General features: G+C 33.2%; 26 protein-coding genes. 17 read left to right on the forward strand and 9 right to left on the reverse strand.

Annotated features, from left to right (window positions below; translation table 11 throughout):
• Positions 1-554: 554 nt before the first annotated feature.
• A complete protein-coding gene (locus tag AC3WSK_RS05370; protein ID WP_492414570.1) occupies positions 555-3,395 on the forward strand; it encodes an AAA family ATPase in 2,841 nt (946 codons plus the stop codon).
• The gene (locus AC3WSK_RS05375; protein WP_492414569.1) at positions 3,392-4,339 is read left to right on the forward strand and encodes an HNH endonuclease family protein; all 948 of its coding nucleotides are present in this window, start codon (positions 3,392-3,394) and stop codon (positions 4,337-4,339) included. Before AC3WSK_RS05370 ends, AC3WSK_RS05375 begins: the two co-directional genes overlap by 4 nt.
• 254 nt (positions 4,340-4,593) lie before the next feature.
• On the opposite strand, the gene AC3WSK_RS05380 is transcribed toward AC3WSK_RS05375, so the two are convergent.
• Positions 4,594-4,818 carry a helix-turn-helix domain-containing protein gene (locus AC3WSK_RS05380; protein WP_492414568.1) on the reverse strand — a complete coding sequence of 75 codons (225 nt, stop codon included), beginning with the start codon at positions 4,816-4,818 and terminating at the stop codon, positions 4,594-4,596.
• A gap of 210 nt (positions 4,819-5,028) precedes the next feature.
• Between AC3WSK_RS05380 and AC3WSK_RS05385 the strand changes: the two genes are divergently transcribed.
• Entirely contained in the window at positions 5,029-5,196 is a 168-nt protein-coding gene (locus AC3WSK_RS05385) for a hypothetical protein (protein WP_492414567.1), read from the forward strand.
• Positions 5,197-5,255: 59 nt separating this feature from the next.
• On the opposite strand, the gene AC3WSK_RS05390 is transcribed toward AC3WSK_RS05385, so the two are convergent.
• Positions 5,256-7,103, reverse strand: coding sequence for a methyl-accepting chemotaxis protein (locus AC3WSK_RS05390; protein WP_492414566.1), 1,848 nt, complete (start codon positions 7,101-7,103; stop codon positions 5,256-5,258).
• A gap of 239 nt (positions 7,104-7,342) precedes the next feature.
• Between AC3WSK_RS05390 and AC3WSK_RS05395 the strand changes: the two genes are divergently transcribed.
• Entirely contained in the window at positions 7,343-7,561 is a 219-nt protein-coding gene (locus tag AC3WSK_RS05395) for a YozE family protein (protein WP_492414565.1), read from the forward strand.
• Positions 7,562-7,674: 113 nt separating this feature from the next.
• A complete protein-coding gene (gene deoD, locus AC3WSK_RS05400) occupies positions 7,675-8,382 on the forward strand; it encodes a purine-nucleoside phosphorylase (protein WP_492414564.1) in 708 nt (235 codons plus the stop codon).
• A 209-nt stretch (positions 8,383-8,591) separates the two neighbouring features.
• On the opposite strand, the gene AC3WSK_RS05405 is transcribed toward deoD, so the two are convergent.
• Positions 8,592-8,999, reverse strand: coding sequence for a hypothetical protein (locus AC3WSK_RS05405; protein WP_492414563.1), 408 nt, complete (start codon positions 8,997-8,999; stop codon positions 8,592-8,594).
• A gap of 1,393 nt (positions 9,000-10,392) precedes the next feature.
• Between AC3WSK_RS05405 and AC3WSK_RS05410 the strand changes: the two genes are divergently transcribed.
• Positions 10,393-10,563, forward strand: coding sequence for a hypothetical protein (locus AC3WSK_RS05410; protein WP_170938939.1), 171 nt, complete (start codon positions 10,393-10,395; stop codon positions 10,561-10,563).
• A 283-nt stretch (positions 10,564-10,846) separates the two neighbouring features.
• Positions 10,847-11,638: a CsxC family protein gene (locus tag AC3WSK_RS05415; protein ID WP_079561126.1), complete on the forward strand. Its 792-nt coding sequence runs from the start codon at positions 10,847-10,849 to the stop codon at positions 11,636-11,638.
• 360 nt (positions 11,639-11,998) lie between these two features.
• On the opposite strand, the gene AC3WSK_RS05420 is transcribed toward AC3WSK_RS05415, so the two are convergent.
• Complete coding sequence (locus tag AC3WSK_RS05420) at positions 11,999-12,199, reverse strand: hypothetical protein (RefSeq protein ID WP_079561128.1); 201 nt, start codon at positions 12,197-12,199, stop codon at positions 11,999-12,001.
• A 273-nt stretch (positions 12,200-12,472) separates the two neighbouring features.
• The gene (locus tag AC3WSK_RS05425) at positions 12,473-12,817 is read right to left on the reverse strand and encodes a DUF6176 family protein (protein WP_492414562.1); all 345 of its coding nucleotides are present in this window, start codon (positions 12,815-12,817) and stop codon (positions 12,473-12,475) included.
• 393 nt (positions 12,818-13,210) lie between these two features.
• Here AC3WSK_RS05425 and AC3WSK_RS05430 point away from each other — a divergent pair, with 393 nt between their 5' ends.
• From AC3WSK_RS05430 to AC3WSK_RS05440, 3 genes are all read left to right on the forward strand, one after another.
• Positions 13,211-14,098, forward strand: coding sequence for a DMT family transporter (locus AC3WSK_RS05430; protein WP_492414561.1), 888 nt, complete (start codon positions 13,211-13,213; stop codon positions 14,096-14,098).
• A gap of 172 nt (positions 14,099-14,270) precedes the next feature.
• Positions 14,271-14,576 (forward strand): hypothetical protein, encoded by a 306-nt coding sequence (locus AC3WSK_RS05435; protein WP_079561131.1) that lies wholly within the window; start codon positions 14,271-14,273, stop codon positions 14,574-14,576.
• 161 nt (positions 14,577-14,737) lie between these two features.
• Positions 14,738-15,190 (forward strand): NUDIX hydrolase, encoded by a 453-nt coding sequence (locus AC3WSK_RS05440; protein ID WP_079561132.1) that lies wholly within the window; start codon positions 14,738-14,740, stop codon positions 15,188-15,190.
• 584 nt (positions 15,191-15,774) lie between these two features.
• Here AC3WSK_RS05440 and AC3WSK_RS05445 read toward each other — a convergent pair.
• Both AC3WSK_RS05445 and AC3WSK_RS05450 read right to left on the reverse strand, forming a co-directional pair.
• The gene (locus AC3WSK_RS05445) at positions 15,775-16,026 is read right to left on the reverse strand and encodes a hypothetical protein (protein WP_170938941.1); all 252 of its coding nucleotides are present in this window, start codon (positions 16,024-16,026) and stop codon (positions 15,775-15,777) included.
• 391 nt (positions 16,027-16,417) lie between these two features.
• Positions 16,418-16,561 carry a YjcZ family sporulation protein gene (locus AC3WSK_RS05450; RefSeq protein ID WP_323650038.1) on the reverse strand — a complete coding sequence of 48 codons (144 nt, stop codon included), beginning with the start codon at positions 16,559-16,561 and terminating at the stop codon, positions 16,418-16,420.
• Positions 16,562-17,051: 490 nt separating this feature from the next.
• On the opposite strand from AC3WSK_RS05450, the gene AC3WSK_RS05455 reads away from it, so the two are divergent.
• The 5 genes from AC3WSK_RS05455 to AC3WSK_RS05475 all read left to right on the forward strand — a co-directional run bounded on the left by AC3WSK_RS05455 (position 17,052) and on the right by AC3WSK_RS05475 (position 20,710).
• Positions 17,052-17,909, forward strand: a complete 858-nt coding sequence (locus AC3WSK_RS05455) for a GRP family sugar transporter (RefSeq protein ID WP_079561135.1) — start codon at positions 17,052-17,054, stop codon at positions 17,907-17,909.
• A 15-nt stretch (positions 17,910-17,924) separates the two neighbouring features.
• Positions 17,925-18,710, forward strand: coding sequence for a glucose 1-dehydrogenase (gdh, locus tag AC3WSK_RS05460; RefSeq protein ID WP_079561136.1), 786 nt, complete (start codon positions 17,925-17,927; stop codon positions 18,708-18,710).
• 313 nt (positions 18,711-19,023) lie between these two features.
• Positions 19,024-19,413: a hypothetical protein gene (locus tag AC3WSK_RS05465; protein ID WP_492414560.1), complete on the forward strand. Its 390-nt coding sequence runs from the start codon at positions 19,024-19,026 to the stop codon at positions 19,411-19,413.
• Positions 19,410-19,571 (forward strand): hypothetical protein, encoded by a 162-nt coding sequence (locus AC3WSK_RS05470; RefSeq protein WP_492414559.1) that lies wholly within the window; start codon positions 19,410-19,412, stop codon positions 19,569-19,571. The genes AC3WSK_RS05465 and AC3WSK_RS05470 overlap by 4 nt, the downstream gene beginning before the upstream one ends.
• 476 nt (positions 19,572-20,047) lie before the next feature.
• Entirely contained in the window at positions 20,048-20,710 is a 663-nt protein-coding gene (locus AC3WSK_RS05475; RefSeq protein ID WP_492414558.1) for a leucine-rich repeat domain-containing protein, read from the forward strand.
• A gap of 739 nt (positions 20,711-21,449) precedes the next feature.
• On the opposite strand, the gene AC3WSK_RS05480 is transcribed toward AC3WSK_RS05475, so the two are convergent.
• Positions 21,450-21,641 (reverse strand): YjcZ family sporulation protein, encoded by a 192-nt coding sequence (locus AC3WSK_RS05480; protein WP_492534985.1) that lies wholly within the window; start codon positions 21,639-21,641, stop codon positions 21,450-21,452.
• A gap of 450 nt (positions 21,642-22,091) precedes the next feature.
• On the opposite strand from AC3WSK_RS05480, the gene AC3WSK_RS05485 reads away from it, so the two are divergent.
• Entirely contained in the window at positions 22,092-22,616 is a 525-nt protein-coding gene (locus AC3WSK_RS05485) for a GNAT family N-acetyltransferase (RefSeq protein ID WP_079561139.1), read from the forward strand.
• A 126-nt stretch (positions 22,617-22,742) separates the two neighbouring features.
• On the opposite strand, the gene AC3WSK_RS05490 is transcribed toward AC3WSK_RS05485, so the two are convergent.
• A complete protein-coding gene (locus AC3WSK_RS05490; RefSeq protein WP_079561140.1) occupies positions 22,743-22,847 on the reverse strand; it encodes a YjcZ family sporulation protein in 105 nt (34 codons plus the stop codon).
• A gap of 278 nt (positions 22,848-23,125) precedes the next feature.
• Here AC3WSK_RS05490 and AC3WSK_RS05495 point away from each other — a divergent pair, with 278 nt between their 5' ends.
• The gene (locus AC3WSK_RS05495) at positions 23,126-23,536 is read left to right on the forward strand and encodes an NUDIX domain-containing protein (RefSeq protein WP_427484581.1); all 411 of its coding nucleotides are present in this window, start codon (positions 23,126-23,128) and stop codon (positions 23,534-23,536) included.
• Positions 23,537-23,847: the final 311 nt, after the last annotated feature.

The following is a 23,847-nucleotide window of genomic DNA, read 5'->3' on the forward strand; positions in this document are numbered from 1 at the left end:
ATAAAGAAAAGTTAATGGTCAACGGAATAAAAGATCCTAATATTATAGAAAAAATTTATGTAGATGCTTTACCAAATAATGCACTTTGGAAAAAGTATTATTACAAAAAACCACATTCCTAGTTAGTAAACGTGGTACAGGTAAATCTACTATTGTTGCAAGAGCGCGCAACATCAAATTAGGAAAGAAAAAGAATATTTATCTGTTTATATTAATGCCAAGACAGTATTTGAACTTTCTAAAGGTATAACTTCAGTAAGTGAAGAGATTGATGAAATATTAAGTTCGAAAGAGTTAAAACAATTAATAATTTTAAAAACATTTTTAGAGGAATTTTTAAAAAGTTTACAGGAAGAATTAAAAAGTGAAAATAATAGTATGTTTAGTTGGTTATCAAGAAAATCTAGAGATCGAAAAGTAAATTTAATAATAAAAGAAATTGAGCGGATTTTTACTGATAGGACAAGTATTAATATAAAAGACTAAAATATTTCACCTATTTTTATTAACGGGTTAAAGCGTTTACATTAAATGTTTAGAGGAAGTGACTTTAATTGCAACAAGGATGGTTAACAGAAATTCAGAAAGTAATAAATATTTATCAAAAAAATGTGCCTGAAGGACGTAAACTATTAAATAATATTGATTCTATGAATGCTAAACAACTCTTATCAGTACTGAATGAGGTCTTTAAGCTAGAGGAGGATGCTATAGAAAAAGAAAATAATAAAAATTTTCAGACAGATGAATATGAAAACAGTGTCCGTATTTTTGCAACACAACTAATGGTATCTATGATCCCATATCATGAGCAGCTTAAAGTATATAAAATTGATTATATAAAATTGCTAGAACAACGACACGTTGCATATGGTTTTTATGCTGCCATTGAGGCTGGAGTTAATTACGATAAGAGCATTCTTGAAGATTCGTCTTTTGGAGAGTCTCTTTACTTAGGGTTAGTTTCTTTTTATAAAAACTTTTATGGTAGTTTTGCCGACAACGAAGAAGCCATAATGCTACTTTGTAAGTATTATCCGAAAAACTTATTTTTGGATGGATACACAGATAATATTGCTAAAGCCGTTTTTCGGCATATAACTAACGCAGGTACAGCGAGTGATTTTGGTTTTGCCTATAAAGGTATTGAATTAATCAGTAGGTACATTAGTAATTTGCCAATAGGAGTTATAGATAAACTGCTACAAAAATACGAACTGTATAGAATAGTAAATGAAAAAGTCTATAGGCATCAAATTTTCACGATTATTGAAAACTCAATCATGAATTATGAGGAAAAAAGAAAATATAAATTTAGCTATTTAGATAGCCTTCTTTTAGTTGATTACATTGATAACAGCATTTATATAAAATATGGTCAGCAAGAAGATAATAGTTATATTTTTAAATTTCTTAGAACTAGCCTAATGGACGATAAGATTGTTGTAATTAAAAATGATACTACCGACAGTACTTATGCTTATTGGACGAATAGTTGTTTAGCAGATCGACAATTTATAGTAAATGAAGAATCTGTTATTAACATGAGTCTTAATATTAGTGAAAAAAAGATTTTGTTAAATTATACGGATAGTCCAGACAGTAAAATAGAATTTGAGTTTGTGTACGATGATTGGAGATTAGATGGCATTATCTCAAAAGAAGTTAAACATAAATTGGAGATTTTTTTTGAAGACAAAATAGAAATGATCTATAATAATTTGACATTCTCACTCCTTTATATTAGTAATTTCAGAGGTATAAATGAACAGGTGGTTGATTTTGATCATCAATTTACCTATGATAATGCTGCAAAAGAACTCAAGTCATCAACAGCCTCTTCTGTTATTCCACATTTTTATGGAAAGAAAATTCACTCCCTATCATGTATAGTTGGAAAGAACGGTACAGGAAAGACTAGTACGGTGGACTTTTTAAGAGGCACATTTTTTAGGCTCCTTCGCTTAATTGGTGAATATGGTGTTGCCTGTGAAAATGGCTATGTCAGCAAGTCAGATTATAAAGACTATGGCATATTAGATAAGGACTGTGAATTCTTTGTAGTGTTTCACTTAGATGATGAACCGTATTATTTGACTAATATAGACACTAAGAATGATACAAAAGTAAAATCTTTTGATCGTGATACTTATAAAAAAATCAATAAACTGAGTAAGATTGTCTATTTTTCAAATAAGCTCAGTGTTAGTCAAAATGACATTCACCTCCATATAGATGAGGGGATAACATTTAAGGATGAAGAAGAGAAGAAAAAAATAGCAAAGTCTCTTAGCAACTTTAGACAGGTAGACTATTCAGAAGCTGCAAGTTTTATACAAAAACAAAAAATGATAGAATTAGAAAGGGAAACGCAAAAAGTAATAGTAGAGGCAAAACAACGGGATACTAGTGCTAAAGATGTTAACAAAGATTTATGTTACCAATTGGCTTTTTTAGGTTATTTGACTTCGAAAAAAATGATGGATTATTTTGATATGCCAACAGATAAGGTATTTACTCTTAAAAGTGCTTCATTGAATAGTGAAGGGATACAGCTTACGGTGGAGCATTCACTTAAAGAAATTATTAGTGAGAATTCCCAGACATTAAAATCGTTTCTAACAGCGCCTGATGCTAAATTAGAGTATTTTTCGTCAGGACAATATGCTAAGTTTTCATTCCTTTCTAAACTTTATTGGTTCCTTGAAGGGTATGATACGAATCATAAGGATTTTGAATCTATTTTCGAAACTAACGTTAACATATTTGGTAGCGATGAAGCACTCATAAAGGGGGAATCAGCGCTTATATTTATTGACGAAGGTGAACTTTATTATCATCCTGAGTGGCAGCGTAGTTATATTAAAACGCTTGTAGATAACATTCAAGATGCTAAAACAGAAGCGATACTTCAAGTGGTTATTACGACCAATTCGCCATTCATTATTTCAGATATACTAAGTGAGGATATTACCTATCTTTCGAAGGAGGAAAAAGAATTTGATCGTACTTTTGGTCAAAATATTCACAAACTCCTTAAAGACAATTTCTTTATGTCCTATACCATAGGTGCGTATAGCAAAGAAGTGATTGAGAATATTATGAAATGGTTGCTGTTCATAAAAAAAGATGGAATTAATAATAAAGAAAATATGGTTGATATTGGTAAAGAACTAAGTGGATACTTTGGCGAACAAATAGAACCTAAGGATTATTACGAAAAAATAAGTTGGTTAATTGGTAAAATAGGTGAACCAATCTATAGAGAAAAATTATTAGACACGCTCAATGAATCGAAGTTAGGTAAAATATCTGAAATGGAAAGATTATTAAGAAAGAAGGCTGAGATTGAGCGTGAAATCGAAGTATTACAAGAAGGGCAGGTGAAATCATGATTCAACTCGAACCTTATTCAACAGTATTTGAAGAAGAGTATTGGGATGCAGTTACCAGAAAAATAGACATTTCTATCCGAGAGAAAATTGTTGATAGCTGTAAACAATTTTTGCCAAATGACTTTTTTACTGGTAACGCAAATGAATGTTTTAAGGAATTGATTCTTGCTCCATTCGAAAAACTAAAAAAAGCAGAGGAATATATAACTGAGAATACGATGAGTAACATGAAAATACAGTGTTATCGCAAATCGAATAAAGTAAATCCACCTTTAAGAAAAGAGTATAAGACTATTCACGATTCCTACATAAAACTTGCCAGTTCAATTAAAAAAGGTGCATCTATGCGTGTCAGAATTGTTAAAAATACTGGTCTGACCGTCTGTCCTTATTGCAACAGGGATTACATTAACTGTAGGGCAGAAAATGTTTCGGGTGCACAATTAGATCATTTCTTCAACAAGGCAAAATTTCCTTTATTTGCAATCAGTTTGTACAATCTCGTTCCTGTCTGTGGCAACTGCAACAGAATTAAAAGTGAAAAACCAGGTGTATTTGCTTCACCTTTTGATGATACTATAAACTGGGATGAAGACATAACTTTCTCTTATGATGGTAATACTTTATTAGACATGAATGTTATCATAACTACCAAGGGAACTTTGGGACACAATATTAAAGAAATGAGAATCAATGAAGCTTATCAAATACATGGCACTGAGGTACTAGATTTAATAGAGAAGGAGCAGATGTACAATAGCACACAAAAGCAGGAGTTAATAGAGGTGCTAGCGGAAGCTGGATTTAATCTGACGGATATAGAAATTAAAAAGATTATTTTTGGTCCTGAGATTACGGAAGAGTGCATTAGAACAAAGCCACTTGGGAAGATGATGCGTGATTTACATAAAGAGTTAAAAATCTATAATTATAATGAGCGATAGAGTAAATAGTTGTTTAAGGAGAGGGATTATTTAACTGTTAATTACTTCTACTAACCTTTCAATGAAGTAGGTATGTTCGGGGGAGTTATAGAAATGAAAGTTTATTCAATGGTATGGGATGATTGTACTGGCGCATGTTTTGAAGCATATGAAGCCGATTCCTTAACGTTGTAAATCAAACCATTACTTTAACATAGCCAATTAATATAATAAAAAAATTGAATCAGAACAAATAAAGTCGCCAAAAGGCGACTTTATTTGTCTTTGATTTCTATAAGATCAATGATTTCCCTAATATCATCTAGCTCTAAAGTGTCAGCGATTTTCTCGATATGGTTAAAGTTAATATTTTGTCTTTCTTGATTAGCTAATTCACTTAAAGTAGCATGGCGTATATCTGTTAATCGAGATAATTCTCTTAATGAAATTCCTCTTTGAGTGACTAATTCATGAATTTTTACCTTGATTCTACTCGCCATAGCTCCTATCCTAATTATATTGACTATATAGAAAAAGATACCATATGCAATTAATTTGGTACGCAATTACGTACCGAAATGGGCTGTTTTAATTAAAATAGAAGGGCTTTATATAAATAAAAGAATAGGGGAACCACTATCATTCTAGTGATGATGAAATAGTGAAAAATATTGAGAATTTTGAGATGATTTGTGTAGGGGTGGTTGAGGGTGAGTAAAAATAACATGAAAGAACCTTTAATACTAAAAATAGGGAAATATACGGTTCAATGTTATCAACTAAATGAACCAAGTGAAGAAGCAATAATGAGAACTAGAAAGACATTAAATAGAATTATGAATAAATATTATAAAAGAAATGAAACAAATGAATCATAAAAACAAGGCATTCCTATAGCATTAGGAGTACCTTATTTTTATAATTTCATTATGAGCATTTAAATTTTAAATGTATTTACAACATTGCGTAAATCGTCAGCTTGTTTAGCTAACTCAATAACAGAAGCATTAATCTCATGCATAGAAGCAGAACCTTGCATGGCAGCAGTGGCACTTGTTTCCGTACTATTCGCAGTTTTTTGAGCAATAGCATCTACCTCGATAAATGTCATTGTCACGCCATGACTATACGTTAATGTATTTTCAATCTGCGTCATCATTTCCGATAGAATACCTGTTGAATGCTCTGTTTGAAGTAATATATTTTGTAAAGCAGATGTTGTTTCATTCGTTACTTCTACACCACGAATGACATCTTTAACGGCACTATCATTTATGGCAACCATAGATTGCACTTCTTGTTGAATGAACGTTACAATACCTTTTACTTCACTTGCCGCTTTTTTCGATTGCTCCGCTAACTTTCTTACTTCATCTGCTACGACCGCAAAGCCTTTACCATGTTCACCAGCGCGCGCAGCTTCAATGGCAGCGTTTAATGCTAATAGATTTGTCTGCTCAGAAATAGCAGTAATTGTGCCAATAATCGATGTGATTTCATCTGAATTTTGACCAAGAGCTTGAATTTTAGGTTGTACTCGATTTACCATCGTTTCTTCTATAGCTTGCATGACAAACGAAGATTGTTGAACGGAGCGACTGCCGTCATTAGCAGCTTGCTGCATAGCCAATGATGCACGCTGAACAGCAGTTGCTTGCTCATTTAACTGTTGCACAGAATGCTCAAGATCACTCATTTTTTGTTGCGCGTTCGTCATACTTGAAATCGTGTTTTCGCTATCAGATGCGATATCAGCCGTAGCATCTGCAATATTTTGTATAGTACGGGCGTTTTCGTCGGCTAAAGACATTAGCTCTTGGCTACTACTTGAAACATGGTCCGCTAGATTACTGACACGTTTCATCAAATTAGATATTGATTCAATTAGTGTATTAGTTGAAGTGGCAATCGTTGAAAACTCGTCATGATTACGAACTTTAACTCGTCGTGTCAAGTCTCCGCCAGCCCGTGCAATATCGAGAATGGAATCGTTAATAGCTTGTGTATTGTTTCTTAATGATTTAAATAACATATAACCAAAAATAATAATGACAATAAGTCCAAGTATTGAAATGATGAAGAAAGAAGTAATAGATAGTGTAACTTGCTTGTTAAGCTTATCTAGTTTCGCTTTATTTGCAGCATCCATAACCTCATTAATGGACTCGATATTTTTATCAATATACGCCTTCATCGATTCTCCAGCACCATCCATCATAAGTTTACGAGCTTGTTCAAGACCGAGTTCATCACGCATTGTCATAACCTTACTAGAATACTCAAGGTAATTTTTATAATATTGATTGATCGCCTGTATATGACCTAACTCTAGCTCTCTTTCTGTAAACTGTTTTTCTAAGGTCTTCATTTTTTTATCGATGGTATCAATTTTCATTTTATAAGAAGTAGCGAAGTTCCCGTTCCCGGTAATTAAATAGGCTTGTTCTAAATTGGTGAGCCTCGCAATTTCATACGCAAGTTGGTTAACAGTTAATTGTTCTTGAACATTTTTCTCAGTAAAATCCTTCATTTGTCCTTGCAGATTTTCAATATTGATATACGATAATAAACCCATTGTTCCATTTATAATAATGAGGAGAGAAAATATAATAAGTACTTTGCCTCGAATTAAATGGTAATAACGTTGTCGTTTTTCTTTGATAGGAGGGATATTATGCCTATCATTTTCTAAATCATCTTTTTTCTTTTTTGAAAAGATATTTTTAAAGAAAGATGGGCGTTTCTTTACGAGTTTACTGTGTTTGTGAGAGTTTTTGATTGTCATCACCTTCCAACTTTTGAGTGGTTGGTTTAAATTTTACCTTATTTTTGTAGGTATTCCTATCCCTTTTTTCTAATAATTTTAACTTTTCAGATAAGTTGTGCGTATTATTTTTCTGTGAGGAAAGTCCGATTTGTGCCACTAGTTATAGTGGAGATAATACTTAATCGATATTATTGTGACTAAGAAGGTATTTTTTGATAAACTAGCGGAAAGCAGATGAGTAAAAAGGGGATTTAAGTATGAAAAAGAGCTTTTATTTGTATGTACTAACATTCAGAGGTGGAGATTGGTCAGATCCGAAGGTGCGATTTGCAGAGGAAGTGTTCAGTGAGCATAATTTTCCGAAGCAGAGCATGGACTTTGATGAGCTTTCTTCATATATTGAATCTTACGCCACAGATAACTTAAAAATAGAAGTATTTGATGAGTTGTGGTCATTATACGTAGATCTCGCGTGATATAAGTGAAAACAATAAAATTTATTTCAAGTTGCTAGACGTCTAGCGTTGCGAAAATACGAGAAACACAGTATTATTTATAGTGATAACTGACAGAAAAGAGGGATTGCAGTATGAGTATTCATATTAATGCAAAAAAAGGCGAAATCGCTGACACAATTTTACTTCCAGGAGATCCATTACGTGCAAAGTACATTGCTGAAACATTTTTAGAAGATGTTACTTGCTATAACGAAGTTCGTAACATGTTTGGTTATACAGGTACGTATAAAGGTAAACGTATTTCTGTTCAAGGAACTGGTATGGGTGTGCCTTCAATTTCGATTTACGCTACAGAATTAATGCAAGAATATGATGTTCAAAAATTAATCCGCGTAGGTACTTGTGGTGCAATTCAAAAAGATGTAAAAGTACGTGACGTTATTTTAGCGCAAGCAGCAACATCTGATACACGTATGAACCAAATCATTTGGGGTGGCGCTATCGATTTCGCACCGATCTCTGACTTTGATTTATTATTAAAAGCATACAATGCAGGTAAAGATGCTGGTTTAAACTTACAAGTGGGTAATATCTTTACAGCAGATTTATTCTATTCTGATGAGCACCAAAATGAAAAATTAGCTAAATACGGCGTACTTGCTGTAGAAATGGAATCAGCAGCACTTTACACATTAGCTGCAAAATACGGCCGTAAAGCACTTTCTATCTTAACAGTAAGTGACCACATTCTAACTGGTGAAGTAACAACATCTGAAGAACGTCAAACTACATTCAATGACATGATCGTTGTTGCACTTGAAACGGCTATTCAAGAGTAGTCTTATCTGATTTGAAGTTTGGAATAAATTTCAAAGGGACTAACATTTAAAGTCTTATATTAATTGCCTGTTAGGTGACTGAATAACTCAGAGCCTAATGGGCTTTTAATTTACTACAAACCAGAGTTTAGGAAGCATAAAAAAGGACTTGCATATATGGAAATTAATCATATACAAAAGTCCTAATCTTAAATAAAGCCTACTTTAGTTTAAACAAATTTTATATTTTTCTTGAAGGAATTTTCTACTAAAGCATAGAGTAAACCTGCAATACCAAAAATGAGAATCGAAGGAATAATGCTTAAATTATATTCCTCTATAAAAAGAAAATCATATATTTTTTTAAAAGCAAACGCTCCTATTACTCCACTTAAAAAGGTGAATATTAGAACTCTAAACAGTAAGGATTCTACAAACTTACTTAAGACGAATGTTAGTGGTAAAAATGAAATAGGATATAAAATAAACGTAAAAGATGCCGCGATGAACAAATAAATAAGTGCATATGCAGACGTTATATTTTTATTTCCTTCTACTATGTCTAATCCAAATGCTGCAAAGGAAAATAACAATCCAAAAGGGATCCACATTATAAAACTATGATAAAAAGTTTTCAAACTATTACCCTCCTATGAATTCAATAAGATTGGTACAATCAAACTTCATAATAATTTAGACGAAGAAAGTGGAATAAAGTTACAATTGTTTGTTTAACTAAACTGTTCTGTTAGATGAATAACTGAAAATGAATAGGGAACAAACATACAAAATCAGCTGAAGCGAATGAAATATATGGAATTATATCCAAATACTTTTTTGTAAGAGGTATAATTAAAATAACAGAACTGATTAGTGGAGATATGGTTTGAAAGGGGGCTTGAGTATGAAACGTTTAGTTATAGTGATAGTTGTAATTTGGTTGATTTTATTAGCTATGTGGTTTTTAACTACAGATTCACCAATTTAGTGTGATTGAATTATTAAATTATGGGGTTTAGCTGAATAAAAACCGACTGAAGCAAGAATATTAAAGATTTTCTTACAGTTCCCGAACAGCAAGATACTGAATAGTTGATTTATCAACGTTTTAAGGACTTTTTTATTTTGTCACGCTCAGTTAAATGACTGTAGGTATAAAGTGTTTGTTTTGTATCAATATGCCTGAGTTGTTCTTGAATGATTTTAAAATTACATTTTTACGTATCATATATGAAGTTAAATCTTGCCACAATTTCTTTCTATTTATTGGACATGCTATTTGGGTGTAAAGGGAATCCATTACTTTTCACAAATAACAGGTGTATTGGATTGATTTCATTATCAAGCATAGGTGTCCTTTTGGAAAAATTTGATCCAGAATTAAGAATAGTTGTTTTAACTAACTTTCACGATGTCTTTTTTCAACGTATGGAAGCTTGACTCCTTTCATTGGATTTTCTTGAATAACTCCCCGATCAATAGCTTTGGAAAAAATACTTTTCAATACTATGTATTTACCATTTAACGCTGTGTTGTTCTTTTTAAAAAAATTACAATATGAAATGGTTTCATTTTATTAATAAATTTAAGAATGACACCTTGCAAACACAATTCATAATTATTTCTAGACTTTACTGCTAAATCGACACATACATAAACCTCCATCCACCGTTGTACAATTTGTTCAAACCGATAAAACAACCAAAAATCGGCTGTTTTATCGGTGTTTAAACAAAAAGATTCCATATGTATTTAATTCCATCCCATATAGCTAAGGCTATGATTACTGCTAGAATTCCTTTGAAAATATCTTTCATTTAAGCACCTCCATTGAATTGGTTATTTATGTATTTACGGAAGAGGGTTATAAAAGTTTCATTTTTTTGTAGATACAAGCGAAATTGTAATCATTAACTGAACAATATGAGTAAGGTGCTACGTAAACGCAATGCATTAATTGACGAAACAGCCAAGCGATTAGCATGGGCCTAATTTATTAAGAATATATTAATGTGTTGGATAGAAAAGGGGATGGGGATTATTGGATTATTAAATATTATTACGACCGCTTTCGGGATTAGCATGATAACATTGTTTATTTTCCTTTGGTCAACTGATGAGGACAAATGGAGTTTAAAAGGTATATCTTCTTATGCAGTTCCTGTAGCATTTGTCTATTTTGTTGTTTTTGTGCTTGTGTAGAAGGTTGAAATTTTTAGTATACAATATAGTGAAATTCCTAACGCTAGCGAAGTTCACTAAAAAACGTTGTAAATAAATGGAGTAATAACAAAAGCGCACGGAAATGGCTAAACGTTGATTAACTATACAATTAAAACCAGGTGATTTTGAACTTTGATGCTCAATTCTTATCTTTTAAAAATTCATTTTTAAAATATTTGAGAATAACTAGTATACACATCCATACATAGATTTAATTGAGACATATCCTAGCAATATAGAGAGCGCTCTCTAATACTAAAAAATGAAAAGAGGAATTTTTTTGAGTGATCAATTAGAAAATCTAAATCAAATAGCACCTTGTCCAGTAACATCAACTGAACTAGTACCATTAGGTAGTGAGGCTACTCCACTAATCGCTACACCGGTTACAGCTCCAACTATTAAAATTCCAGTTGTACTTGCAGAACCAACACTTCAAATAGTTGTGGAATCAGATATTACGCTGAATCCTGCTGCAACTGAAATCAAAAGAGTGAAAAAACATGTATTCCTAAATCAAGTTAAATTAGTACCTGTTAGATTTGCACGTATTGATAATACTGACTTTTTTAGGGTAACAAGAGCTAAATTATTTGTAGCAGGACATATTCGTAAAAATATTGAATATGCTTCAGCGGCATGTAATGGAGCGCTACAAGATAGAATTGCGGATGTTCCGTTTTCTGGCTTTACAGAACTATTCTTCCCACAAACACCTGGAGGTACTACTCCAATTTTAGGAATTTCCGAGTTTGCCGAAGCGAACTTCCTGAATGAACGTACTCAAATGGATGCTCGCTTGGATAAGGCTTTCTTCCAAAATCTCGTTAAATACAATGAACAACCATTTGGCGAGTTAGTCGCTGCAAACTTCTTTGAACTTGATTTTTCACCAATTATGGCATCACCTGAAGGTACTTTCAGCACATTGCGTGAAAAAATTGTTCTGGATCTTACAGTAAAAGTACTGCAAGTTCAACAAGTCCGCCTTGGAGCTGGTAGTACTGTAGTTACTCCTGTTCTTTACGGACTTACTCCTCCTACTAGTCCTTGATAATCTCTAGTTTTTAGAGGTAAAGAACAAATAAAAAAGGTAGTTGAAAATTCGGTTGAATCTGAATTTCAACTGCCTTTTTGCAATTTAAAAAACAAGATGTATTAGAAGGTATGTAATTTGGGAAGGCTAGTCGGTTGCAAAAGGACATTTTTCAACAGTTCCCGAAAAAGATATCGAACAAATTAAATCGATAGAACGCATAATAAAAAGATTTATCATCATTATTAGAACAATCGATTTAAAAGCTTTTCATTAAGACAGTAAAGCTTGATTTGTAATGTTGAGATTAGGCATGAATGACAATTCTTGTTGCATTTGTGTTTCGAATAGCTCTGTTAAATTAAAAAAATAGGATGTCTATTCGCAATCCATGTCCATTACGATACTGTAGGAAATATCGAGTCTAGAACTAACCCAAGCCTTAAAAATATGTTCTATTTTCTTTTTAAGTTCTTCTGTGCCCATATTCTCATCAATACCTAATTCTTCTAAAGTAAACGTTTCTTGTATTCTATCTTTATATTTAGTATCAACCGCAAAAGTAACAGTTTTCTTCATAAGAGTATCCTCCAATCCATTAAGGAGTAGCATAGCAGAAAGTGAGCGGATGAGGAAAGGTAAATGGTGTAATCTTAATGAACGGTAAAAAGTCTACTGTAGAGGCGTTAAACCAAGAGTAGTGGCATCATTTACATCGTTGCTTCGGCATTATTTGAGGAGTTATAGAGAGATTTAGGAATCCACACAAAGGGACTTGCAGATTTGAAATGCAATCCTAAACGCAAGTCCTTATCTTTTTAAACTCAAATTTTCATTTGTTTAAGAAAGTGTTTAATTCATAGAATTTCGTACTTTTTCAGGAATCATCACTACTTCAGTTTGTAAATCTACAGGTTTAAAGGTTTTATCAATACAATCATCCCAGTATTCAATATGTTTTTTATCAATCCAATGTTCTGAGTCATCAACATCAATTCCACCTGACCCTTGAACAACATACCAATACAAATATTCTTCGCCATTTAATACTTCACGAAAAATTGTTTCAACGTACATTTTCTCGCCTTCAAGAGTAACTAGAACATCTTCCATATTTTCATTCAAGAAAGCTAACCACTCATTTACTTTTTCCGTTTTACCTTGTTTCACTCGATATCGCGTGCATTCAATATTCATTGTACTTTGTTCCTTTCTATTGTTTATCCATATTAATCTCACTGCATATTAACATAATATATATTATTTTCGAATTATTCAGAATTTTATTTAATCAATCGGTGAAGAACGGACCCTACTGTTGTATTGTGATAAGGTGAAGGTATGTAAGACAAGATTGATAGGGGGGATCCTGAATCTTTATTTCTAATTTTATTGGATTAAATACGATAGCTTCAAGAAATCTAATGAAATAGATGAGGATATGGAAGAAACCTTTTTACAAAGATGATATGCGATGATACTATATATTAGGCGGTGATTTCAAGGGGAGAGAATTATTTCCTATAATTATTGAATATTCTCTTTCGATATTTCGTCAATTAAAGAACGACAGAAGGTATAGTAAATATCGTGACAAATCTAATGTATGTATTTTGTTTAATAGTTTGGGGTCTTAATTTTATTGCAGTGAAAATTCAAGGAACGCCAGTGAGCTTAGAATTATCCTTGACTTATCGATTAGTTATTACTGCATTTTTATTTATTGCACTAGTATTGTTTCTTAAGCCAAAAGGGAAGCCAACACGTAAAGATATACCTTTTATCATGGTGTTTGGTGTATGTAATTTTGCTTTAAGTTATTTATGCTTATACTACGCAACAATATTGAGCTCAGCAGCAATTGTAACATTAATCTTTTCTTTAAAAGTGATATTGACTCCGCTAGCTCTTCGGATTTTCTTAAAAGAGCAACTACATCCTCGTTTTTTGTTTGGAGGGGTGTTAGGAGTGGTGGGTGTTTGTGTCCTCATTTATCCTTCTTTAAGTAGTTTTTCTAGCTTAGATGTTTTAAAAGGTATTTTGATTGCTCTTTTAGGTACAGTACTTACTGCTATTGGTGATGTAAGTTCTGCAAGGAATGCCAGAGGAAAGATTGACCCTATTTATTCGAATGCTATTGGCTTTACTATAGGGAGTATTTTAATGTCAGTCATTGTATTGTTCCAGGGGCAAAAGATCATAATCCCTACATCAATAACATACATATCAGCTTTATTGTACTTAACATTGATCGCTTCTTTCCTAGCGTGGCTATTTTATTTAAAGCTTGTTGAAAGAATAGGCGCTGCAAAAAGCGGGTACATGGTAGCTTTATTTCCGGTAATTGGGGGTATAGCTTCTGTTCTAATTGGTGAATCACCTCTTTCGATGTATTTGATCATAGGATGTCTGTCAAGTTGTATAGGTGCAGCTATAGCTTTAGGATTTAGAATTCCCCGTAGAATTAAGCAAATATAATTCTAGTTTTTGCGACAGCGTAAATGATCTAAGGAAGTATGGTAATAGTAGTCCACTCAGAAATGGGTGGATTTTTGTATGTGTTATTTCATTTTCTACTAAGTAATTCCTTTGGGACTAGCAACACTGCGTTATTTAGGATTTAAAAGGTAAATAAAAGGAGGATTCTATTTTGAAAAAGACAATTAGTTTATTCATCACGCTTCTTCTATTTTGCAGTTTGTTAGTTATGTGTAAAAGTGAAGTGAAGGCTACTTTTGTAGGGGTAATTGAGGAGATGGTAAACGATCGGAAAGCCGTAGTATATGTAACTGAATCAGAAAATAATGCGGTTTACGGAATTGTTTATGTAAATCTTGCAAAGAATCCCGACGAAACATTTAAAGTTGGTGATAAAGTAAAAGTCGGTTATAACGGAAAAGTACAAGGTACGGCACCAATGGCTGTTACTACACTCACTGTTGAATTAGTTGAGTAATATAATAGTGTACAATGTGACATTGCATTTTAAAATTTAATCATTACTCTGCTTTTCTCGTAAGTCTAGTGAAAGAGAAAATTATGAGGCCTGATTTTATTATCTCATGTTACGTCAACATGAGGTAATAAACTAAAATAATTGTGATTGGAGGAACACAAATGTCTGAAGATTTAACAGTAAAAATGAACGCAGGAAAGCTGAACATTCGGGTTGCAGCATGGATTGTTCACGACGACAACCTATTAGTAAGTCAATTTCCTGACGGGTCAATTTCTTTGCCAGGAGGAAGAGTACAGTTAAGAGAAACTAGTATTGAGGCAATCGAGCGTGAGATATTGGAAGAAACGGGAGTGCAACTAGGTACCCAGAAATTATTTGCGGTAATCGAAAACTTCTTCCACGATAAGGATTATTTTCACGAGATTTTATTTATTTACCGTGGTCAAATTCCAATTCAGCCTAACTATAACGGACAGGATTCCAGTAGTCAAAAAATTAGTTGGCTCCCTTTGGCACAAGTGAATGAGTTGAAACCAGATATTCTCGTTAAATTATCCCAAATTGTAGAGGTAGAGAAACTACATCACTTCACAAATATTGAAGTAAGATAACCCTGCGATTGCTCTTATAAAGTAGAGGTACCTCAATACCTAAACACAAAATAAAAGGACTAGTATGTATGGAGTTCTACACACAAGCACTAATGCTGAAGGGCTAATAATTTTGATAGGTGATAATAGATTTTTATTTTTTAAAAATGGTTGTATTATCTATACGAATAGAATCAACTTCACCGCAATTTAAACAAAATGTATATATTTTATTTGCCCCCTTACATGAAACTTTACTTGGCGTCTGTAGCTTCTGTAAATTGGGTATTTCCACATCTCTTACATTTTTTATTGGTCATGTATTTCACTCCTCAAACGTCCTTCTTTCTACAGTGAAATTGTAACATAGATAGAGCGGCGTTTTGGGAGGAGAATGGAAAAATATGTGGGGTTTTGATTTTTACTAAGAACGGTAACTTATGCCAGTGGATTTAAGCTGCGCGCTATGGATTTCTCCGAATTAGATGGAATATCGAAAAATAGGAGGGAATGATAACTGTTCTTTTGTATGTTGGTAGAAGAGGGCGCATTTTGGGGGAGCATATAGGCATTTGCGTAGACTGATAATCCTTAAATAGCATAACCTATATCGATATCGAAAGGAGGAAAAAATATGCAATACGATTACAGGCATGATGGTCGTGGGGGACAACATGGTGGCAGACATCCATATTACCCGGTTTCGCCAACTCATTTTTATCCGAGCCATCACTATCCATCCCATCATTTCTACCCAATGCATTACTACCCAACGCATCAGCGCTATCCACACCACCATCACCAACAACACCACCACCATCATCACCAATACCCACAACAGCCCTATCCGAACCCACGCTATTACTAAACAAGAAACGACAAGATCTTTATAAGGGTGATCGTTCCTTTTTCACGATTGTTAAGGTTTATATTGAACGGATCATTGGAGGAAAGTGATCCGCTTAATGAAGGTATAGGGATAACTTAGTATTTAATAATAAATTTAGCTAGTGCTGACAATACTTATGAATAAAATGTAAAGAAAAATTGTTGGTATAGAAATTTTTTGATGATTGCTGGGGAAGTATGGACAAATTGGATCATTAAGCAAAGTATACTTGAGTTAAATAGTTAAATAGTTAAATAGTTAAAAAGGTCACTCTGTGAAAGTGACCTTTAATGAAGAGGTGTAAGGCTTAAAGCAAACACGCTTTATTATTTTAATAGCTCAAAATAATTATTAAAAGATTAATACATGAATGTAGCGCCGACAATAATTAAAAGAATGAACAGAACAACAATTAAAACAAATGTTGAACCGTTATTGCCACCTCCATAGCTATAACCTCCGTAGCAACAATTGTTGTTATAATTGCCACTGAACCATCCCATGATGCATTCCTCCTTTCTACATCTATAATATGTATCGATTTAGAAAGTGGGGAAGGTATTTATCCAACAAAAAGTATCTTAACATTATAATTTTTGGAAATTAATTATTTCTTAATTTACTTTTAAAAAAAGGGCCACTGTATAGGAGTGACCCTCAGTAACAAGGCGGTGTAAGCTAAAAAATTAGCTGTATACTATTATTATGATGAAATAACTCTTTTGTATAGTGGATTGCCTTAGGAATTAAATTATAAATAATAATGTGAAAAATGCACCATGCAAATAGGGATTTCTATAAGACCAAGATAGCTTAATGGCCATCTTGGTCTATTTTGTGTGACGAAAGTGGAAGTATTACATAACAAATTAAACCAACTTCAAAGGTGGTTTTAAATAAAGTATAAAAAGTTTCACTAGGCGCAACATAAAAAAGTATTATAGATGTTTTGTTAAATCAATTAAAGCGTTTAGAGAGGTGAAAGATTTAAAAATGGATATCATCCTAGCGTTGTTACCAGCTCTCTTTTGGGGAAGTATTGTATTATTTAACGTCAAGCTCGGTGGTGGACCGTATAGTCAAGTACTTGGAACAACATTTGGTGCACTTATTTTCTCTATAGGTATTTACTTTTTTGTAAAGCCTGAGTTATCCCCACTAGTGTTTGGAGTCGGAATTGTATCAGGTCTTTTTTGGGCATTAGGTCAGGTAAACCAATTAAAAAGTATTGATTTAATTGGGGTTTCCAAAACAATGCCCATTTCAACAGGGATGCAATTGGTAGCAACGACTTTATTTGGCGTAATCGTGTTTCATGAATGGTCGACAACAATGTCGGTTATATTAGGTGTTCTTGCACTTATTAGTATCATCATTGGTATTGTTCTCACATCACTTCCTAATCCAGAAGAGAAAAAAGAAGATCACGGAAGCAATTTGAAAAAAGGGATTTTAATTTTACTTGTTTCAACTTTTGGTTATTTAGTATATGTGGTAATAGTACGTTTATTTAATGTAAGTGGATGGTCTGCTTTATTGCCACAAGCAATCGGGATGGTAATAGGTGGAGTTTTATTAACATTTAAGCATAAACCATTTAATAAATATGCGATTCGTAATATTATTCCTGGTTTAATATGGGCTGCCGGAAATATGTTTTTATTTATATCACAGCCGCGTGTAGGCGTCGCAACTAGTTTTTCTCTTTCTCAAATGGGGATTGTCATCGCTACTTTAGGTGGAATTTTTATATTAGGTGAGAAAAAAACAAAAAAACAATTCATCGCCATTATTATCGGGATTGTTTTTATAGTCGCTGCTGGAATTATGTTAGGAATTGCGAAAAGATAAAAAGGAGGATCTTGTATGTATCCAGATTTAGAAGGGAAAGTTGTTGTCATCACAGGCGCTGCAACGGGGCTAGGAAAAGCAATGGGCATTCGCTTTGGAGAGGAAAAAGCGAAAGTAGTTATTAATTATCGTTCCAATGAAGCGGATGTAAATGCTGTAGTGGAAGAGGTTAAAAAAGCTGGTGGGGAGGCCATTGCTGTACAAGGTGATGTTACAGTTGAAGCGGATGTCATTAATCTCGTTCAAACAGCTATAAAAGAGTTTGGAACACTCGATGTGATGATTAATAATGCAGGTATAGAAAACCCAGTCGCTTCTCATGAAATGCCGTTAAGTGATTGGAATAGAGTCATTAGTACAAATTTAACGGGTGCGTTTTTAGGAAGTCGAGAAGCCATTAAATATTACGTCGAAAATGACATTAAAGGAACAGTTATCAATATGTCCAGTGTGCATGAGGTAATTCCTTGGCCGTTGTTTGTGCATTATGCCGCTAGTAAAGGGGGCATTAAGTTAATGACAGAAACATTAGCCTTAGAATATGCGCCAAAGGGAATTCGTGTCAATAACATTGGACCAGGAGCAATCAATACGCCTATAAATGCTGAGAAATTTGCTGATCCAGCCAAACGTGCCGATGTTGAAAGCATGGTGCCGATGGGATATATCGGAAAGCCAGAAGAAATCGCTGCAGTCGCAGTATGGCTTGCTTCATCACAGGCTAGTTATGTAACAGGTACTACTCTATTTGCGGATGGTGGAATGACTTTATATCCTGAATTCCAGGCTGGTCGTGGATAACTAAAGATGTGTAAAAAAGGTATCAAGGTTTCTTGATGCCTTTTTTGCATTACATAAGTTACAACAGAGAGTTTTGAAGAAATGTCGCCTGAAAATATAGTAGTGGAAGAAGATACGCCCCTCATGCTCAATGGGATGTATAGGAAAATAATAATAAGAAAAATATATTGATATTATTCATAAGCAGAATTGGGTAAAGCACTTAATAGTCTTGTTATTTATATACTACAGCCTATGTACGAATAACCTAAACCCTATAAATGATTTATCATATTCTAGTATTATTATCTATCGATTGAAAAGAGGTAAGACAATGATGAATACTTCCTGCAATTGTGATTGTAAAAATGTATTTCGATCAAATAAAGTATCTTCTTGTCCAATTTGTCAAAATAGCTTTCCTGTTCCAAGTAATTTTACGACAGGAGCAATATGGAGAAATCCAGCTACAGAGACGATTGTTGTCACACTTTTAAATAAAACAGACGCACCACAAACAGTAACTGTATCGGTATTAGATTGGCAAAATTGTGCTCAAGAAGAGATGCCAAAAGAAGCTTTCTTATGTGGAGAATCGCAGCCTTCACTTTTTAAACGCCAGTGCCTCTTATTTTTACTATTCCAGCAAAAAAACTACTTGTCGTTCATGCAACTCCGCAAAATCCTTGGCTACCCACTGATCCATGTTATGAAGTACTGGTGACATTGCCAAGTGATCCAGTCATTCCTTTCTTTCCTGGTGACCCTGTTATCCCAAGTGATCCATGTATTGTAAATACTTGGGGTATTAACGATTTAGGTATACCTCAAGAAGGAAATACGGTGTTCCATCGTCAGTTTCAACGAACTATTTTTATTTAACTTCTTTCAGCGAGTGTCATGGAATCGGAAAAGAGTTCCTATAGGATGGTAGTCTAAAATTATCGCATCTAAAATACGATATCGCTAAATGACCTGTAAAGTGTTACTGGACGAAAGCCTTATGTAAACGTAGCGGCAGCATCAAAGGTCTTCGGAGGGACAGCTACAATTACGCCATGAAGAAATCGATTTCTCACATCGACTACTTGTAAATCTGAAACACTTGTTCTATTCTAAAGAAGAATAACAAGTTAAGATTTTGAGATTGAAGTGGGAGGAAAGAGCATGAAAATAAACTTATCACAGAAGAATTTACAAACTTTGCCTATCATAGAGGAAGAACTAATAAATGAAATAAAAGAATTAAATCTTTTTGATAATGATTAATAAAAATACCTGAAAAAATATTTGAGATGGCTAGTATGGAGATATTGAACATCTCTGTCAATAAGATTTGCCAGATGCCTTCAAAAATAATGAATTTAACAGAGCTTAGAATGTTAGATGTAGGGCATAATGCCATAGACCGTATTCCTCCCGAAATTGGTCACCTTATAAATATGGAAGATTATTTGTATTTTCATAACAATAAATTGCAATCAATTCCACGTGAAATCGGTCAACTGACAAAAGTGAAATATTTAAATTTAAGTGATAATAGTTTAAAAAAATTGCCCGAGGAAATTGGAAATTTAACCAAACTAGTAGAGCTACGTGTAATGAATAATCAATTAACAGAGTTGCCAAATAGAATAGGTAGTTTAACTAATTTAAGAGAATTACATTTGAAAAATAATCAAATTACATCTCTTCCTGAGAAATTTGGAGAATTAGCTTTATTACGAGTTTTAGATTTAGAAGAAAATCAATTAGAAGATATACCACATTCTTTAAATAAATGTAAAAAATTAAGACGGTTGAATTTGAGACATAATCAATTAAAAAAATTGCCTGAAGATATAGGTGATTTACAAAATTTGTTGGAAATAGACTTGAGAAGTAATCAACTTTTAGAGTTACCTATATCCCTAATGGATATCAAAGATTTAGAACGTCTAGATTTAAGATGGAATCATCAATTGAGTGTCCCTAGTTGGATAGAGGTATTAGAAGAAAGAGGATGTATTGTATATTTGTAGACTTTAAAAACCGAGCTTCGAGAACAGGTGGTTGTAATCTAAACCTTCCAAATAGTACAAGATCAAGTGTTGTTTACGGTTTGTCTAGAAAGTGTATAGAATAATGAAGTAATATATGCATGTAATCTTGTCAGAGGACCAGCCATTCATTAATAAAATGAGTTCTGGTCTTTTTGTATTTATTATTTGAAATCGAATCTGAAGAACAACTTTGAACATGAATAAAATGGCTCCATCTGACTATGAATAGTTGACATATATAGAAAACAAGTCATCCTGGTTAGAATTTTAAGTTGTAAGAGATTTAATAATAGTAAGTAAACTGGAATGTGAAATAGGCTCCTCAATGAATAGCCTTATATGTACAGAGGAAAATTTCTTAGTGATGCAAAGTATGGTTCTTTTCATGATATTCCACGTAATAAAAGGACAGTTTATAAATGAAGTGAAAGAAAAAACAAATGTTTATTGAGGAAATGAAAAGTATTAATTCAATTATCGTAGAATCGAAGTATTTTAATCGTCTATTAGGAAGCGTGAGACAAGGGTTAGTACATTCCAATGAAGAATTTTAAAACATAAAAAAGGACTTCCGTTATTGGTTCTATTCATACACGCAAGCCCTAGAATGGAGACAAACATTACATGTCAATTGTCTGTTATCCCATTTTAATGCTTTATGTTAAAGTTAAACACCAACAAAGTGGTTCAAAACAGAATATATACTGAGCGATTAGGATTAATGCGACGCACCGCTCCATATTAATGTTCTTAATAAATACACCAAGCCAATACCGGCAATAATCAAAAGAATGAATAGAACAATAGCAAAGGCGAAATTCGTCCCTGATCCATAAGATGAATAATTCAATGCAGCTCCCTCCTTCTTGTATAAAGAAAAGGTAGTATATTTTATCAAACGCTGTAACAACGTCGCAGCCTTTATTAAAAGTGTGATTTACGGCATTCACATCTACTTAGTTTTTTCGAACACGTTAATTGAATGTAGGATTTCCCACCTCATCAAGCTAATCGTACAATCGAATACTGATCAGTTACATTTATAGAGGTGTCTTCACGGGCGCACTAGGATACTTCTTTTTTAAATGTATACTATGTTTTACAGAGTAACGAACTCAGGGCCAATTACCTTTATGAATGGGGGAATTAATCCTCAATGATTGATAAAAGGGTTCAGCACTGCAAGTTAAGGATGAAGTTGCTCAATTGATTGGAAAGACCATTTCATAATCTATCTATATAAATCTATATTTTTACATTTGTTGATAAAAAAGTATTGTTCTATCTAAAAAATCGGTACCAATACTCACCATTTTTGTATAGAATCTAAGATAACTTATTTGGAAATGGAGTGAAGAAGATGTTTCCTATTTTAGATACTGAACGATTAGTGTTAAGAGAACTTACTGAACATGACGCCCAAGAAGTATTAAACTGTTTTTCAAATCCTGATGTATTACGCCACTATGGGCAGAATCCTTTAACAAATATAGAGCAGGTTAAACAAATAATTAAAAATTTTTCAAAGAATTATGATGAAAAACGTGGAATTAAATGGGGAATTTCATTAAAAGGACAAGAAGGTATTATTGGCACTATCGGTTTTCAAGAGTGGTCGACTGAGCATAAAAGAGCTGAAATCAGCTATGCACTTTTTCCTGAGAGCTGGGGAAAAGGGTATGCACAGGAGGCTGTTAATAGAGTCCTATCATTTGGCTTTCAAGAGATGGATTTATTGCGTATTGGAGCTATTGTTTTTACTGAAAATGAAGCTTCAAATAAACTATTAACCAAATTAGGCTTTGAAAAGGAAGGGATATTAAGAAATTATATGCACCAAAACGGTGTTCCGTATGACACTAATATTTTTTCTCTAATTAAATAGAATGTAAGTATAAAAAAGGGTCACTGGAGGAAGGTGACCCTTAGTCATTCATAAAGAAGGTATAGGGATAAATTAGTATTACTCTAGGAAAAATATGAGCAATAGAGATATTGGCGGTGTCGTTTATTAGTAACTAATGAAAGTAGCGCCAACGATAATTAAAAGGATGAATAATACAACAATTAGGGCAAAAGTAGACCCTGAGCCGTAACCATTGCTTGAACAACTCATAATTACTCCCTCCTTTCTACAATATATAATACGTAAAGCAGTAAAAAGGAGAGATGGTAATCATCTAACTTGTAAAAATAAATAATGGAATATAGTTAGAAATAATTCTCCCTATATTTTTACATTAAATTTTACGAGTATTATAGTTATGAAGATGGCATCTACTACTTAGCGGAGTATATGACCTTCGTAAGTAACCATTCACACTACATATATTACATATCAAATTGAAGTTATATACATTGGATAGCGGCTAGCTATTATAGGAGGAAATACAAATGGAGAAAGTGAAATCACCAAAAGTTGGCGTTGGGGCAGTTATTCTAGATAAGACTAACAAAGTTTTACTCGTTTTACGTAAAAAAGCACCTGAAGCAGGCAGTTGGAGCTTACCGGGTGGCAAAGTTGACTATATGGAAACAATAGAAAATGCGATTATACGTGAAATAAAAGAAGAGCTTGGAGTGGACATCGAAATTACACAATTGGTATGTGTGACCAACCATATTATACATTCAGAAGATGTTCATTATGTAGCGCCTACTTTCTCTGCTCATATTACGAACGGTGAAGTAGAAAATAGAGAACCGTATGCTTTAGAGAAAGTGCAGTGGTTTTCAATAAATGAAATTCCAGAAAATATTACAATGACTACAGAATACGCACTGAAACAGTTAAAGCTTATGTAATATAGGGGAAATATACGTATAACTTAATTTGAACTGGGTGGACGCTTCATGACCCGGTTCTTTCTTTTAACATCTAATGGAACACCTTCTTTTCGATAAAATGGAAGTAAGTGTAGCATAAATATATCAGCTTTTATTAAACCACCTATTAAACTATTATCGACATGATAATCTTGCAACATTGTAAAATTTGGCATGTTAGGATAATATATCGTAGGAGGTGCAGTTTGGCCTAAGGGCTTGTGGTAATAAACCACAAATTACCTTTTGACAATTATTTTGATGAAAAAAAGAAAAATTGTTCTCATCGT

The sequence above is a fragment of the Lysinibacillus sp. EB271-A1-10B genome, from assembly GCF_058791335.1.